11 protein-coding genes are annotated in these 14,757 nt (G+C 64.1%); 1 reads left to right on the forward strand and 10 read right to left on the reverse strand.

The window, feature by feature from the left end; translation table 11 throughout:
- Positions 1 to 170: 170 nt before the first annotated feature.
- The 10 genes from AC0L3S_RS19655 to AC0L3S_RS19700 all read right to left on the reverse strand — a co-directional run bounded on the left by AC0L3S_RS19655 (position 171) and on the right by AC0L3S_RS19700 (position 14,200).
- The gene (locus AC0L3S_RS19655; protein ID WP_018457488.1) at positions 171 to 1,481 is read right to left on the reverse strand and encodes an ABC transporter substrate-binding protein; all 1,311 of its coding nucleotides are present in this window, start codon (positions 1,479 to 1,481) and stop codon (positions 171 to 173) included.
- A 153-nt stretch (positions 1,482 to 1,634) separates the two neighbouring features.
- On the reverse strand, positions 1,635 to 4,148 hold the full coding sequence (gene uvrA / locus AC0L3S_RS19660; RefSeq protein ID WP_473280614.1) for an excinuclease ABC subunit UvrA: 2,514 nt from the start codon (positions 4,146 to 4,148) through the stop codon (positions 1,635 to 1,637).
- Positions 4,149 to 4,322: 174 nt separating this feature from the next.
- Entirely contained in the window at positions 4,323 to 5,564 is a 1,242-nt protein-coding gene (locus tag AC0L3S_RS19665; RefSeq protein ID WP_473280617.1) for an ABC transporter substrate-binding protein, read from the reverse strand.
- Positions 5,565 to 5,603: 39 nt separating this feature from the next.
- Complete coding sequence (locus AC0L3S_RS19670; RefSeq protein ID WP_473280619.1) at positions 5,604 to 7,085, reverse strand: ATP-binding cassette domain-containing protein; 1,482 nt, start codon at positions 7,083 to 7,085, stop codon at positions 5,604 to 5,606.
- Positions 7,085 to 8,011, reverse strand: coding sequence for a branched-chain amino acid ABC transporter permease (locus tag AC0L3S_RS19675; protein ID WP_473260415.1), 927 nt, complete (start codon positions 8,009 to 8,011; stop codon positions 7,085 to 7,087). Before AC0L3S_RS19675 ends, AC0L3S_RS19670 begins: the two co-directional genes overlap by 1 nt.
- A 1-nt stretch (position 8,012) precedes the next feature.
- Positions 8,013 to 8,888: a branched-chain amino acid ABC transporter permease gene (locus tag AC0L3S_RS19680; protein WP_007601104.1), complete on the reverse strand. Its 876-nt coding sequence runs from the start codon at positions 8,886 to 8,888 to the stop codon at positions 8,013 to 8,015.
- A 100-nt stretch (positions 8,889 to 8,988) separates the two neighbouring features.
- On the reverse strand, positions 8,989 to 10,230 hold the full coding sequence (locus AC0L3S_RS19685; protein ID WP_473280621.1) for an ABC transporter substrate-binding protein: 1,242 nt from the start codon (positions 10,228 to 10,230) through the stop codon (positions 8,989 to 8,991).
- Positions 10,231 to 10,482: 252 nt separating this feature from the next.
- Positions 10,483 to 11,586: an NAD(P)/FAD-dependent oxidoreductase gene (locus AC0L3S_RS19690; protein ID WP_473280624.1), complete on the reverse strand. Its 1,104-nt coding sequence runs from the start codon at positions 11,584 to 11,586 to the stop codon at positions 10,483 to 10,485.
- A 10-nt stretch (positions 11,587 to 11,596) separates the two neighbouring features.
- Positions 11,597 to 12,781: a calcium-binding protein gene (locus AC0L3S_RS19695; RefSeq protein ID WP_473280627.1), complete on the reverse strand. Its 1,185-nt coding sequence runs from the start codon at positions 12,779 to 12,781 to the stop codon at positions 11,597 to 11,599.
- 198 nt (positions 12,782 to 12,979) lie between these two features.
- Positions 12,980 to 14,200, reverse strand: coding sequence for an SMP-30/gluconolactonase/LRE family protein (locus AC0L3S_RS19700; RefSeq protein ID WP_473280629.1), 1,221 nt, complete (start codon positions 14,198 to 14,200; stop codon positions 12,980 to 12,982).
- A gap of 279 nt (positions 14,201 to 14,479) precedes the next feature.
- Between AC0L3S_RS19700 and AC0L3S_RS19705 the strand changes: the two genes are divergently transcribed.
- Entirely contained in the window at positions 14,480 to 14,740 is a 261-nt protein-coding gene (locus AC0L3S_RS19705) for a hypothetical protein (protein WP_473280631.1), read from the forward strand.
- The last annotated feature ends 17 nt before the right edge of the window (positions 14,741 to 14,757 follow it).

Below are 14,757 nucleotides of genomic sequence, written 5' to 3' on the forward strand. Positions count from 1 at the left end.
GGTCCGCCTCAACGCCAAGGCACGCGATGCGCGCACCGCCTACGCCAATGCAACTTGACAACAGAGATAGTCGCTCACCCGTCTCGCCGCTTCGCGGCGAGCCACCCTCTCCCGCAAGGAGAGAGGGGAAGATGGCGCCGACGCGGACAATCCATTTCGGCACGCCGCCATTACGTCCCGTAGGTCGATCCCTTCGGTAGCGGAAACACCGGGTCCCGCGTCCGGATGTTCGTCGGCCACACCACCGAGATGTGCTCGCCGGCGTTCTGCATCACGACAGGGGTCGAGCGCTCGTTCTGGCCCGACATCGGCGTGCCCGGCGGGAAGAATTTCACGCCATAGCCCTGGATGGTGCCGCCGGCGGGAATGTCGACGTCGAGCGCGGCCTTGCGGATCGCTTCGGGCTCGAAGCTGCCGTACTTCTCCTTGGCGACCGGCAGCACGTTGTTGAGCAGGATCCAGGTCTGGTTGAAACCCATCGAGCAGTGCGGCGGCACGTCGGTGGCGCTGGTCTTGGCCTGGTAGCGCGAAACCATGGTCTTGGTCAGATCGCCGATTCCAGGCGCGAGCTTGGAGGCATCGAGCAGCTGGGCCGGCACCGGATCGATGTTGCAGAAATTGTCGATGTCGGGGCCGAAGGTCGCGCGCAGCTTGTCGAGCTGGCTGTAGCCGGCGCCCGCGCCGAACAGCATCTTGAAGCGCAGGCCGCTCTCGCGGGCTTGACGCAGGAACAGGGTGATGTCGGGGTTGTAGCCGGCATGCGAGATCACATCGACCTTGGCGCGCTTGAGCTTGGTCACGAGCACCGAGAGATCGGGCGCGGACGCCGAATAGCCCTCGCGCATTACCACCTGGATGCCCGCCTGCTTGGCATAGGCCTCGTCGGCCGCCGCGACGCCGACGCCATAAGGGCCGTCCTCGTGGATCAGCGCAACCTTGACGTCCTTCGGGTCCATGCCGAGCTTGCCTTGCGCGTGCTCGGCGACGAAGCCCGCGAAGGCCTGGCCGTACTGATCGGAATGGATCTGCGCGCGAAACACGTATTGCAGGTTCTTGTCCTTGAACACGGCGGTCGAGACCGCGGTCGTGATCCAGAGGATCTTCTTCTGCTGCTCGACCTTCGCGGCCATAGGCACGGCATGCGCGCTGGAATAGACGCCGTTGATGATGTCGATCTTTTCCTGGCTGATCAGCCGCTCGGCCTCGTTGATCGCCACGTCCGCCTTGCTCTGCGAGTCCGCCGCGACCGGCACGATCTTGGTCTTGCCGCCGATGCCGCCCTTTTCGTTGACGAGGTCGATGGCAATCTGGGCACCGACCGACGAGGCGACCGAGCCGCCGGCGGCGAACGGGCCGGTGAGGTCGTAGATCAGGCCGATGCGTAAATTCTCGGCTTGCGCCTGGGCGCGTGTCCAATCAAGGCTGAGTGCGGCGGCGGCAGCCGCCGAGCTCTTCAGCAGCTGCCTGCGTGAAGTCGGCATCCTATCCTCCCTCAAAAACCGTTTTAGGATTTGGTCTTGTTATCTTTTTTCAAAGTATGGGGAGCGGGGCGGCGGAAAGTCAACATGGCGAAAGTCGGGGTCCGGCCTCCGCGACGCAGAACGCAATTGCGAAATGAGTGACGAGACCGCGCGCTATTGTTTCAAGCGACGGGCGAGATAGCCGGCGGTCTTGCCGCCGGCCTCGGCGACCTCTCGCGGTATCCCCGATGCCACGATACGGCCGCCCTCATCGCCGGCGCCGGGACCGAGATCGATGATCCAGTCGCTGTGAGAGACGACATCCATATCGTGCTCGACCACGACCACGCTGTTGCCGGCGTCCACGATACGTTCGAGCTGGGCGATCAGCCGCTCGACATCCCTGGGATGAAGACCGGTGGTCGGCTCGTCCAGGACATAGAGCGTGTGACCGCGCTGCGGACGCATGAGCTCGGTCGTGAGCTTGATGCGCTGGGCTTCCCCGCCCGACAATTCGGTGGCGGACTGACCGAGGCGGATATAGCCGAGGCCGACCTCGCGGACGACCGATAGCGACCGGTTCAGTGTTGGATCTTCGCGGAAGAATTCGAAGGCCTCGTCGACGCGCATCGCCAGCACATCCGCGATGGATTTTCCGCGGATCTTCACCTCCAACGTCTTGTCGTTGTAACGGGCGCCCTGGCAGGTCGGGCAGGGTGCGTAGACGCTGGGCAGGAACAGAAGCTCGACGCAGACAAATCCCTCGCCCTCGCAGGTGCTGCATCGGCCTTTTGCGACATTGAAGGAAAAGCGCCCGGCATCGTAGCGGCGGGATTTTGCCTGCGGCGTCGCGGCGAACAGCTTCCGGACGTGGTCGAACAGGCCGGTATAGGTCGCAAGGTTGGATCGCGGCGTGCGGCCGATCGGCTTCTGATCGACCACCACGAGGCGATCGACCTGATCGAGGCCGGCGACGATCTTGCCACCCAATGTCTCGATCGCGGGTGCCAGGCTGTCGTCGTCCGGGTCCACAGCCCGTGTATGGCCGAGATGCTCCGCCACGGCATCGACGAGGAATTGACTGATCAGGCTCGATTTGCCCGAGCCCGACACGCCGGTCACGCTGGCGAGAACCCCCAGCGGAATATCGACGTCGAGACGGCGTAGATTGTTGCGGGTCACACCCCGGACTTTCAGATGCGCCTTCGGTTCGCGGCGGACCGTCGGCAGCGGCTTTCGTGGATGGGCGAGATAATGGGCGGTTCGCGATTGCGCGACCTGCCCGAGCCCTGCGGGGCGTCCGCTATAGAGGATTTTCCCGCCGCCTTCGCCCGCATCCGGCCCGACATCCACCAGCCAGTCGGCATGCTTGATCACCTCGATCTCATGCTCGACCACGAAGATCGAATTGCCCGCGTGCTTCAGCCGGTCCAGCGCCCGCAGCAGCGCCTCGGTGTCGGCGGGATGCAGGCCTGCGGATGGTTCGTCGAGCACATAGACGACGCCGAACAGGTTGGAGCGAACCTGTGTCGCAAGACGCAGCCGCTGCAACTCGCCGGGCGACAGCGTCGGCGTACTGCGCTCGCAGGCGAGATAGCCTAGGCCGAGGTCGAGCAGGACGGCCAGCCGCGCCGACAGGTCCTCGCAGATGCGCCTGGCGACGATAGTCTTCTCCGATGCGTTATCCGTCGAAGCCTTTGCGAACGGCTTCATCACCTCCTGCAACTGCTTGAGCGGCAGATGGGACATTTCGGCGATATTGAGACCGGCGAACTTGACCTTGAGCGCCTCGGGCTTCAATCGCGTGCCATGGCAGGTCGGGCAGTCCTGGGTGATCATGAATTGCGCGACGCGGCGCTTCATCATCGCACTCTCGGACTTGGCATAGGTCTGCATCACGTAGCGCTTGGCGCCGGAGAACGTGCCCTGATAGCTCGGCTCCTCCTTGCGGCGGAGGGCTCGTTTGACTTCTGCCGCAGTGTAACCGGCATAGACCGGAACGGTCGGCTGCTCCTCCGTGAACAGGATCCAGTCGCGGTCCTTCCTGGGCAGCTCACGCCAAGGCTTGTCCACGTCGTAACCCAGCGTCGTCAGGATGTCCCGAAGGTTCTGTCCCTGCCAGGCACTCGGCCAGGCCGCGACGGCGCGCTCGCGAATGGTGAGGGTGTCGTCGGGCACCATGGACTTTTCGGTGACGTCGAGCATCCGGCCGATACCGTGGCAGGTCGGGCAGGCGCCTTCCGGCGTGTTCGGCGAGAACGACTCCGCATAGAGCATCTTTTGTCCGCGCGGGTAATCGCCGGCACGGGAATAGAGCATCCTGAGCAGGTTCGAGAGGGTCGTCACGCTGCCGACGGACGACCTCGTCGTCGGCGCGCCGCGCTGCTGTTGGAGCGCGACGGCGGGTGGCAGGCCTTCGATGTCGTCGACCTCAGGGATCTGCATCTGGTGGAAGAGGCGCCGCGCGTAAGGCGACACCGATTCCAGATATCGCCGTTGCGCCTCGGCGTAGATCGTCCCAAAGGCGAGCGAGGATTTTCCGGAGCCCGACACGCCGGTGAACACGACGAGGGCGTTGCGTGGAATACTGACGTCGACGTTCCTGAGATTGTGCTCACGCGCGCCGCGCACGCGAACGAAGCCGTCATCCTGCGTCAGGCCATCTGGTTGTCTTGATCGGTCGTCCATCTCGCTGCTCCGGCCCACGCATGGGAGGTTAACGGCAGGATCGCAAGATGGGTCCACCGATGACAGCGTACCAATGGCGTTCTGCACAAAACAAAGGCCCGTCGCGGCTGGAGCGACGGGCCTTGCAAAGGCGATGGGGGCGCTCGGGACGGGGCCGGTGCCCAGTCCGGCGTGTTACTGCGACAGCTTCACGAAGCTCGGAAACTTCAGCTTGCCTTCCGCGATCTTCTCGGGCCAGACCACGACCTGCTTGGAGTCCTGCCACTGGAAGACCAGGCCGGATACGGTCGTCGGACCGGACTTGATGCCGTGGGTGAACTCGTCGTCCTTGCCGTAGAACTGGATGCGGCCGATCGTGCCCTCGTAGTCGGTCTTTTCGAGTTCAGCGACCATCTTGTCGGGATCGGTCGAGCCCGCGCGCTTGATCGCCTCCGTGATGAAGTAGACCTCGTCGTAGGCGGTGTAGCCGGTATAGGCCGGCGGCGAGCCGAACTTGGCCTTGAACGCCGCCGCGAACGGCTTCGTCTTGGAGGTCACGGCGACGTCGGGCGTCGCGACCGCCAGCGACGGGACGCCGTCGGCGGCGCCATTGGTGTCCTTCCAGAAGGTCGGGCTCAGCGCCTGCGCGCTGATGCCGAACATCGGGACCGGCACCTGCTGGTTCTTCCACTGCACCGTCGGCTGCACGCCGACATGGGAGATGCCGGTGACGATCACGTCCGGCTTCTTGGCCTCGATATTGTTGAAGATCGGCGTGAAGTCGGTGGTATCAGGCGAGAACCGCACGTGCTCGACCACCTTGAGGCCTGCTTTCGGAAGACAAGCCTCGTAGCCGACGTCGAGCGGCTTGGTCCAGGCGGCGTCCTCGCTCATGATCGCGACCGTCTTGAACTTGAGCTTGTCGACCAGGAGATCCTTGGCGGCGTCGCAGACGAGCTGCGCTTGCGCCGCCGAGGTCAGATAGCCGTGGAAGGTATACTTGTTCTTCTCGTAGTCGTTATGGATCGCCTTGGTGATCTCGTTTGAGGCGGCACCGGGGGTGATCAGCGGCATCTTCAGCCGCGCCGCCCAGGGCTCGAGCGCCAGCACGACTTCGCTGATGTAGCTCGCGATCACGGCGGAGACCTTGTCCTCGCTCACCGCGCGCTGGAACGCGCGTACCGAGTCCGCCGAGGAGCTCTTGTTGTCGTAGGTCACGATCTCGATCTTGCGGCCGAGAATGCCGCCCTTGGCGTTGATCTCGTCGGCGGCGATCTGCGCGCCGCCCGGCGTCGCGGCGCCAGCGATCGACTGCACTTCGGCGATGACGCCGATCTTGATCGGATCGTTCGACTGCGCATAGGCGGGAGCGGCAAGGCACAGCGCCAGCGCGGAGGCGAGGAGAAAGCTGCTGTTCAAATTCATCGATGGTCGCATGGTCGTTTCCCTTTGCTTGTTTTGTTGTTGATATGCGAACTAGAGAAAATCGGCGCCGGCCTCTGCGGCGAAACGGCCGGGATCGCCCTCCCAGACGATCCTTGCATGCTCCAGCACATAGACGCGGTCGGCATGCGGCAGCGCGAAAGTGACGTTCTGCTCGCCGAGCAGCACCGTGATCGACGTCGTCTGCCGCAACTTCGTCAGGGCCTTGGACAGGAGTTCGAGGATGACGGGGGCGAGGCCCAGCGTCGGCTCGTCCAGGATCAGGATCTGCGGCTGCATCATCAGCGCGCGGCCGATCGCAAGCATCTGCTGCTCGCCGCCGGAGAGCGTCTGCGCCATCTGGCCCTGACGCTCCTTCAGGATCGGGAACAGCTCGAACAGCCAGGCGAGCTGTGCCGCGCGCTTGTCGTCGGCCAGATGCTGCCCGCCGAGGTCGAGGTTTTCCCGCACGCTCATCTCGCCGAACAGCTCGCGCGATTCCGGGCACTGCACGAGGCCGCTGCGGGCGATCTTCGCCGGCGTCGTGCCGCGCAGCTTCTCGCCGCTGCGCACGATCTCGCCCGTATAAGGCAGGAAGCCGGAGATGGTGTTGAACAACGTGGTCTTGCCGGCGCCGTTGAGGCCGACGATCGAGACGAACTCGCCCTCGTGGACGTGGATCGAGACGTTCTCCAGCGCCTGCGCCTTGCCGTAGAATACGCTGACGTTCTCGACCTGGAGCAGCGGCACCTTGTCCTTGAAGCTGGTCTCGGGCCGCGCATGGGTCTCGATGGCGCCGCCGAGATAGACCCGCCGCACCGTCTCGTTCTTCATGACGTCATCGGCCTTGCCCGTGACGATCTCCTCGCCGAGATACATCGCGAGCACGCGGTCGACCAGCGCCGCGACACTCTTGACGTTGTGGTCGACCAGCATCACCGCGCGGCCCTCGTCGCGAAAGCTGCGGATCAGGTCGGAGAAAACGTCGACTTCTGCGCGCGTCAGCCCGGCAAAGGGCTCGTCCACAAGCACGACCTTCGGATCGCGCGCGATCGCCTTGGCGAGCTCGAGCCGGCGCAGATCGGCGAAGGGCAGCGTCGGCGGGCGACGGTTCATAACGCTGCCGAGCCCGACGCGGTCGGCGATCCATTTGGCGCGCTCGAGCAGCGCCTTGTCCGGAAACAGCATGAACAGGCTGTCCGGCAGCAGCGCGACCATGATGTTCTCCAGCACGGTCTGCCGGTTCAGCGGCCGCGAATGCTGGAACACCATGCCGAAGCCCTTGCGCGCGATCTTGTGCGCGGGAAGGCCGGCCACGTCCTCGCCCTCGAAGATCACCTCGCCTGATGTCGGGCGCTCGATGCCCATCACGCTCTTCATCGCGGTCGACTTGCCCGAGCCGTTCGGCCCGATCAGGCCAAAAATCTCGCCGCTATTGACCTCGAAGCCGAGGTTCTTCACCGCCGTCAATCCGCCGAAGCGCTTGGTCAGGCCACGGACTTCGAGCACGGCCCGGTTTGAAGATCGCATATCCATCACGAGCGCGCCTCACGCGAGAGGGCCGCTCCGAGGAAGCCGCCAGGGAAGAACAGTACGACGAGGAGCGCGACGGCCGAGACGATGAAGGTCGCGAGCTCGCCGGTCGGCCTTAAGAACTCGCCGGCGACGATCAGGAAGATCGCGCCCAGCGCGGCGCCAAGCACGGTGCGCCGGCCACCGAGCACGGCCGAGACGATGACGTTGACGCCGACCGCGACGTCGACGACGGTGCCGACCGAGGCGGTGCCAAAATAGAACACCAGCAGCGCGCCTGACAGCCCCGAGAAGAACGCACTGACGATGAAGGCGGCGAGCTTGTGCTTGACGATGTTGAAGCCGAGCGCGCCGGCCTGCACCGGATCCTGGCCGCTGGCTTGCAGCACCAGGCCAACAGGCGATTGCGACAGACCATAAAGAATGGCCGCCGAGATCGTCATGAAGCCGAGCGCGATCCAGTAATTGACGCCGGCATTGATGGAGATGACGTCGGGGATGGTCAGGCCGATCTCGCCGCCGGTGAGATCGGCGAACACCACGATGAAATTCTGCAGCATCAACACCGCGACCAGCGTGGTCAGGCCGAAATACGGTCCGCGCACCCGCAGCGCCGGCAGCGCCAGCAGCAGGCCGGCGATGACGGAGGCGAGCGCGCCGAGCACGATGCAAGCGTAAACCGACCAGCCGAACTGGGCATTGAGGATGCCGGCGGTGTAGGCGCCGACGCCGATCAGGAAGGTCGGCCCGAAATTGACCTCGCCGGCGAAGCCGAACAGCAAGTCCCAAGCCATCGCGAACACGCCGAAATAGAAGGCGACGGTGAGAAGCCCGAGCACGTAGCCGGAGACGTAGAGCGGCAGCGTCGCCGCGATGACGACCAGCGCGAGCGAGACGAAGAACAGGCGTGTCGTAAAGAAGCTGGCCATCTCAGCGCCTCCCTAGAAGGCCCTGGGGCCGGATGTACATCACGAACACGAGCAGCAGCAGCGCCGGAATGGTGCGGTAGGCCGGCGAGACCAGGTAAGCCGTGAGTGTTTCGAGATAGCCGACCACGAAGGCCGCGATCAGCGAGCCGGAGACGCTGCCGAGGCCGCCGAGCACGACGATCGAGAACGCGCTCGCGGTCAGCGGTCCGACGCTGTAGGAGCTGACGCCGAGGAACATCCCGAGCAGCACGCCGGCGATGCCGGCGAGGATGCCGTAGATCGCCCACACCACAACGTAGATGTTGGTGAGCTCGAGGCCGAGCAGAGTGACACCGCGCGGGTTCATCGAGGCCGCCAGCACCGCCTTGCCGGTACGGGTGCGGTTCACCAGGAGCCACAACAGCGCGATGACGAAGCAGCACACGATCGCGGTGAAGATCTCATTGCTGGGCGTGCGTACGCCGAGGATCTCGACGACGCCCTCGACGATCGGCAGCACGGTCTTGGCGTTGTTGGTGAAGAAATAAGCGATCACCTCCTGGATCATGATCCCCCATAGCAGCGTGCCGGTGAGGACGAAGATCTCCTTCTCTTCATTCGGGATGCGCCGGGAATCCTGGATCGGCTTCACCACTGCGAAATAGGTCGCAAAGGATGTGAGGAGCGCGACGCCGACCCCGATCAGCGCGCCGGCATAGGTGCCGACATTCAGGATGCTGGCGGCGGCCCAGGCCGCCACCGCTGCCGCCACCATGATGGCCCCGTGGGAGAGGTTGAGGACGCCGGACACGCCGAAGATCAGCGTGAAGCCGGTGGCACCGAGAGCATAGAGAGCGCTGATGGCAAAGCCATCGATCAGAATCTGGAAAGCACGCATCTAGAATTGGCAATCTGATTTATGAGAGACGATGTTGCTGGGGCAACGTGCGGGGCCGCATGTGGAAGCTCCCGGGAGCTGGTCCCGGGAGCGTGTCCTGCTAGTTCGAGAGCTTGATGAAGCTCGGGAACTTGATATCGACCTTGGCGACTTCCTTGGGCCAGACCGCGCTCTGCTTGCCGCCCTGCCATTGCAGCATCAGCCCGGTGATCAGGCCCTTGCCGTATTTGATCGAATGCGTGAACGGATCGTTCTTGCCGTAGAACTGGACGCGGCCGATAGTGCCTTCCCAATCGGTCTTCTCCAGCGCATCGACGAGCTTGTCGGCGTCGGTCGAGCCGGCGCGCTTCACGGCGTCTGCGATGTAGTAGACCTCGTCATAGGCCGTGTAGCCGGCATAGGAGGGATAGTTGCCGAACTTCTTCTTGAAGGCTTCGGCGAACGGCACCGATTTGGGTGTCACCGCGACGCCTGGGCCGGAGACACCCTGGTAGAGCACGCCTTCCGCCGCCTGATTGGTGTCCTTGCCAAAAGTCTCGTTGGTCGCCTGCGAGGCGATGCCGAACATCGGGATCGGCACCTGCTGGTTCTTCCACTGCACCGTCGGCTGCACGCCGACATGGGAGATGCCGGTGATGATCACGTCGGGCTTGGCGCCCTCGATCTTGTTGAAGATCGGCGTGAAGTCGGTGGTATCCGGCGAGAAGCGGATGTGGTCGAGCACCTTCAGCCCGATCTTGGGCAGGCATTCCTCGTAGCCGATGTCGAGCGGCTTGGTCCAGGCGGCGTCCTCGCTCATGATGACGGCGGTCTTCATGTGCATCTTGTCGACCAGCAGGTCCTTGGCGCCGTCGCAGACGGAAAGCGCCAGCGCGGCGGAGGTCAGATAGCCGTGGAAGGTGTACTTGTTCTTCTCGTAGTCGGCATGCACGCTCTTGCTGATCTCGTTGGACGCGGCACCGGGCGTGACGAACGGCGTCTTCAGCCGCGAGGCCCAGGGCTCAAGTGCCAGCACCACTTCGCTGATGTAGCTGGCTATGACCGCGTTGACCTTGTCCTCGTTTACCGCGCGCTGGAATGCGCGCACCGAATCCGCCGAGGAGGAATGATTGTCGTAAGAGACGATCTCGATCTTGCGGCCGTCGACGCCGCCATTGGCGTTGATCTCGTCGGCGGCGAGCTGTGCCGCCTGGGGGATGGAGGCGCCGGCAATCGCCTGCGCTTCCGCGATAACGCCGATCTTGATCGGGTCGGCCGCGAGTGCCGCGCCTGAGGTCATCAACACAGCGGTTGCGGCGGTACCGAGTGCTATTCGCAACGCAACAGAGAGCGGTTTCTTCATCTTGTTCTCTCCCTTAACCGGCCTCTTATGAGCCATTATGCGCGCGACTATACCGGCGGAGACATTCTCGGCAAGTGAAACCGCGTTCAGGATTGTGAGGCACGGACTAAAGTCTAGCGCTGCGCAAATAGCGGGCAGGAAAGCTCCCGGACCCGTTTCACGCGCAGGCATGCAGATTTCGTTGGTAGGCATGCGCAGCTATCGCGGGCGCACAGCAACCTGATCGCTGAATTGCGATGCCGTCGCGTTGGCTCAGCGCGCTCGCAGCAGCAATGGATCGAGTGGCGAGAGGCGGGCCGGATCGAAGGACGAGATGTCGACGTTGCTCGTCGCACCCTCCGCGATCAGTTGCGCCATGGCCTCGCCCGTGGCGGGCGCATTCAGGATGCCCCATACATTGTGCCCGGTCGCAACATAGAGACCTTCACTTTGCGGCACCTTGCCGATCAGCGGCAGGCCGTCCTGTGTCACCGGCCGGAAGCAAGCCTGCTGCGCAATGATCCTCTCGGAGCGGAACAGCGGTGACAGCCGCTCGGACATGGTTTGCAGGCGCGCGATCGCGTCGTGGTCCGGCGTCACGGCAGCCGGATCGAGCGGAAGCGGCGCGATGTCGGAGAGAGCGGTGATATGCGTGCTGCCGTCGGCGCGAGGAAAGACCTCGATCGACACGGCGCTGCCATTCTCTTGAGACTCCAGGAACAGTGCATCGGCCGGCGCATCCGTGCCGGTGTCGTACACGATGCTCGGGCTGCGCTGGCCGTAGACGGCGGGCAGGCTCATCCATTCCGCGGCGAGCAGCGACCATGGTCCCATCGCGATCACGACGGCGTCCGCCTCGACGATGCGGCCGTCGACCTCGACGCCCGTCGCGGTCGTGCCGTTCGCATCGCGCATGATGCCGGTCACCTGGCCGGTGCGAAGCTCGGCGCCTAGCGCGAGCGCCGCGTTCATCACGGCCGAAGTGAATTTTTTGGGGTGAACGATCGCGGTGGTCTCCATCGTGCCGATGCGCTGCGCGATGATTACGCCGTCGCTGAGCCAGCCGAGCGCGGACGGTGCATTCCGGCGTGGATGGCCATCAGCAGTAACGAGGCCGCTATAAGCGGTCATCGGGCGATAGCCCCAATCGCCTGCGATCTGTTCCGGTAGTTGCGCATGGATCGCAAAGCTCCGTCGCGCCAGCGCATCGAGCGGCGAGCCCTCGCACCAGTCACGCGCGAGGAAGCCGCCCGCCTTGCCTGACGCTGCGGCCGCCACCTCCGTCCGCTCCACGACGATGATTTCGATGCCGCGGCGGCGGAGAAACCAGGCGGTGCAGGCGCCGATCACGCCGCCGCCGCAGATCACAACGCGCATGAATGCTCTCTCATACAATGAAATCCTTTGCATGGAGATCCGCGGTATGGACCCCCTCCAGCGTGATCGTATCCGTCGCGGTCAGGTGGATCACCGCGTTTCCTGTGCTGTTATCGCTGATCAGGCTTTTCAGCGCCGCCCAGTCTGCGAAGCCGTAATCGTGCAAATTGATCAAATCATGCTCTCGCGCCGTGCTGCCGACAGCCTTGTTGCCCTGGTCGAAATCGTTGATCACGTCCAGGCCCGAGCCCTTGTTGAAGACGAAACCGTCGTCGTTCGGTCCGCCCCAGAACTGGTCATTTCCGCGACCGCCGTTCAGCATGTCCTTGCCGCCCGTGATCGAGCCGGCCGTGAACGGGGCGTAGGTCTGTGCATCGCCATACAGCAAATCGTCGCGGCTGCTGCCGAGGAGGATATCATCTCCGCCATGCGCATTGCCTGACATGTTCGAGGCGTCTCCCACGAGCACGATGGATGTGGAGTCCGGGTTGCCGTTGACAGCCGCGATCAGGATATCGTTGCCGCCACGGGCATCGTCGCTCATGTAGCCGGCGTCTCCGACCAGAGACGCGCCGCCAGATTGGGCTGCGGCACCGACGGTGTAGCTGAGGATGTCGTTGCCGCCGTGCGCATCGCCGCTCATGGAGACGAGGGCGTCGCCCGATATCGAAGCGCCGCCGTAACTGCCGACCTGGGTCACGCTGAGGATATCATTGCCGCCATGCGCATGATCGCTCATGGCACTACCGGAGTCTCCGCTGAACGCGCCGGACGATCTGTTTCCCATCGATGCAATGACGACGTCATTGCCGCCGCCCGTGTCGGCCGACATGGCGGTTTCGGCATCGCCAAAAACACCGAGGGTCGCGTAGATCGATGTCGATGCATCGACATGAAGCACATCGTTGCCGCCATGGGCGTCGTTGGACATCGCCTGCGCATCGCCGTCCAGGAACACGTAGTCCCCGAAGCCTGTGACGGTTGCAGCGAGATGGTCGTTTCCGCCGCGGGAATGTCCTTGCAGCGTCTGGTCGTCGCCAACGAATGTCAGGACCGCGTTGCCCCCGTCGACGGTCGCGATCATCTTGTCGCTGCCGCCGCGGGCGTCGTTCGGCAGGCCCGGGTCTCCGAACTCGGTCACGAATTGCTGGGACCCAACGCTGACGATGATGGTGTCGTTTGGCATACGGCGCATCGCGCAACTCCCCGTTCAAGTCGGGCGCGGGAACGAAGGGCATCATGCCTTCGCACCGCGCTGCGGCCCTTCCGCGCGATACAATCTTCGTTGGATTGATGGCGGAGATTTGCCCGGGGCGTAGCTTGATTGCGATCAGGGAACCGAGGGCGCCGGCGGTCCACGCCGACGCCCGTGCTTGTGGTCTCTCGCGCGGGCTTAGCCCGGGCCTGCGCCCTGCGTGGCCGTGTACACCGCATAGAGCGACTGGCTCGCGGCCATGAACAGGCGGTTGCGCTTGGGGCCGCCGAAGCAGATGTTGCCGCACACTTCGGGCAGCCGGATGCGGCCGAGCAGCTTGCCGTCCGGCGACCACGTCGTCACGCCGCTGTAGCCGACGGCGCGGCCCGCATTGCTGGAGGCCCAGACATTGCCGTTGACGTCGCAGCGCACGCCGTCCGGCCCGCACTTCACACCGTCGATCACGCACTCGCTAAACCGCTTCTGGTTGGTGAGCTTGTTGTCGGTGCCGACGTCGAACACGAAAATCTCGCCCTTGCCGCCGGGCCCGGTATCGCCGGGTCCCTTGCCGGTTGAGACGACGTAGAGCTTCTTGAAGTCCGGCGAAAAACACAGCCCGTTCGGATCCGGCACCTGCTCCTCGGTGACGACGAGGTCGACACGGCCGCTAGGGTCGATGCGATAACAATTGGTCGGCAGCTCGCGCTTGCCCGGTGCGAAGCCGGCCGGCTGTCCAATCCGCGGATTGAGCTTGCCGCCGGAATTGCTCGGACCGCCCGCGGCGTCGGGCTCACCTTCGTAGAGCTGGCCGCCATAGGGTGGATCGGTAAACCAGTAGCTGCCGTCAGGATGGGCGACGACATCGTTCGGCGAGTTGAGCTTCTTGCCGTTGTAATTGTCGCAAAGCACGGTCGCGGTGCCGTCATGTTCATAACGCGTCACCCGCCGGGTCAAATGTTCGCAGGAGAGTTGACGGCCCTGGAAGTCGAACGAGTTACCATTGGAGTTGTTGGACGGCGAGCGGAACACGCTGACGCGACCGTCGTCTTCGCTCCGGCGCATCTGCCTGTTATTGGGAATGTCGCTCCAGAGCAGATAGCGGCCCTGTGCACTCCAGGCCGGGCCTTCAGCCCACAGCAGGCCCGTATAGAGACGCTTGATCGCCGTGTTGGGCTGCGCGAGATCGTTGAAGGACGGATCGACCGCGATGACGTCCGGGTCCCAGAAATAGGTGGTCGGCGCGCCGTTGGGACCGAAATCGCGTGGTGGGGTGGTAATCGTCGTCGGCGGCGCGGCAGGTCCGGTCTGGGCCCGCGCGGAGCCGGCGCCGGCTATTGTGGCGGCGCCGAGCGCAAGCCCCTGAACGAGCGTTCGTCGTGAAAGCGCGGCATCATGGTCACGCTGCTTTTGGCGTGTCATCGCGTCCTCCCGGTCATGTTCGGCTGGCCGGTTGATCCGGCCGAGCAGGGCAAGGTTAGTCCGGTCCGATGACGGTTGCGAGGGGGAGGTACGCATCCTCAGCGAGATATCGGGGCGGCAAAAGCGCTGCAACCTCGAACATGGAAACGACAAATTCATCCGGCGTGACGGGTTACCGGAACTGCGCTCGGGGCATGGCCAAGCTGTGGAGCATTTCAAGCCTTGACCTCCTGCGCGAGGCTGGCAGAACGTCATCCCGGGCGTAAGTCGGAGTTCGCTGTGGCTGTCATCGTACTGGTTTTGCTGCTCGGGATTGCATTTGCGGCCGGCTATTTCAGCCGCGACTACGTCTCCCGCAAAAGGCGAGCCGAGGCGCGCCGCTGGCGGGAGTACAGCGAGCCGGATTGGCTCGGCGCCAACGCCCCAGCCAACACCAACGATATCGCCATCGCCGGCAAGGCTGCGCCGGTCGCCACCGGCGAGCTCGGTCAGATGCTGAACCGTTGGGAGAGCAGGGCTCGCGCTCGCCGCGTTGGGTAGCGGCCAGATCGCCTGAT

This window comes from Bradyrhizobium sp. Ken01 (assembly GCF_055807355.1).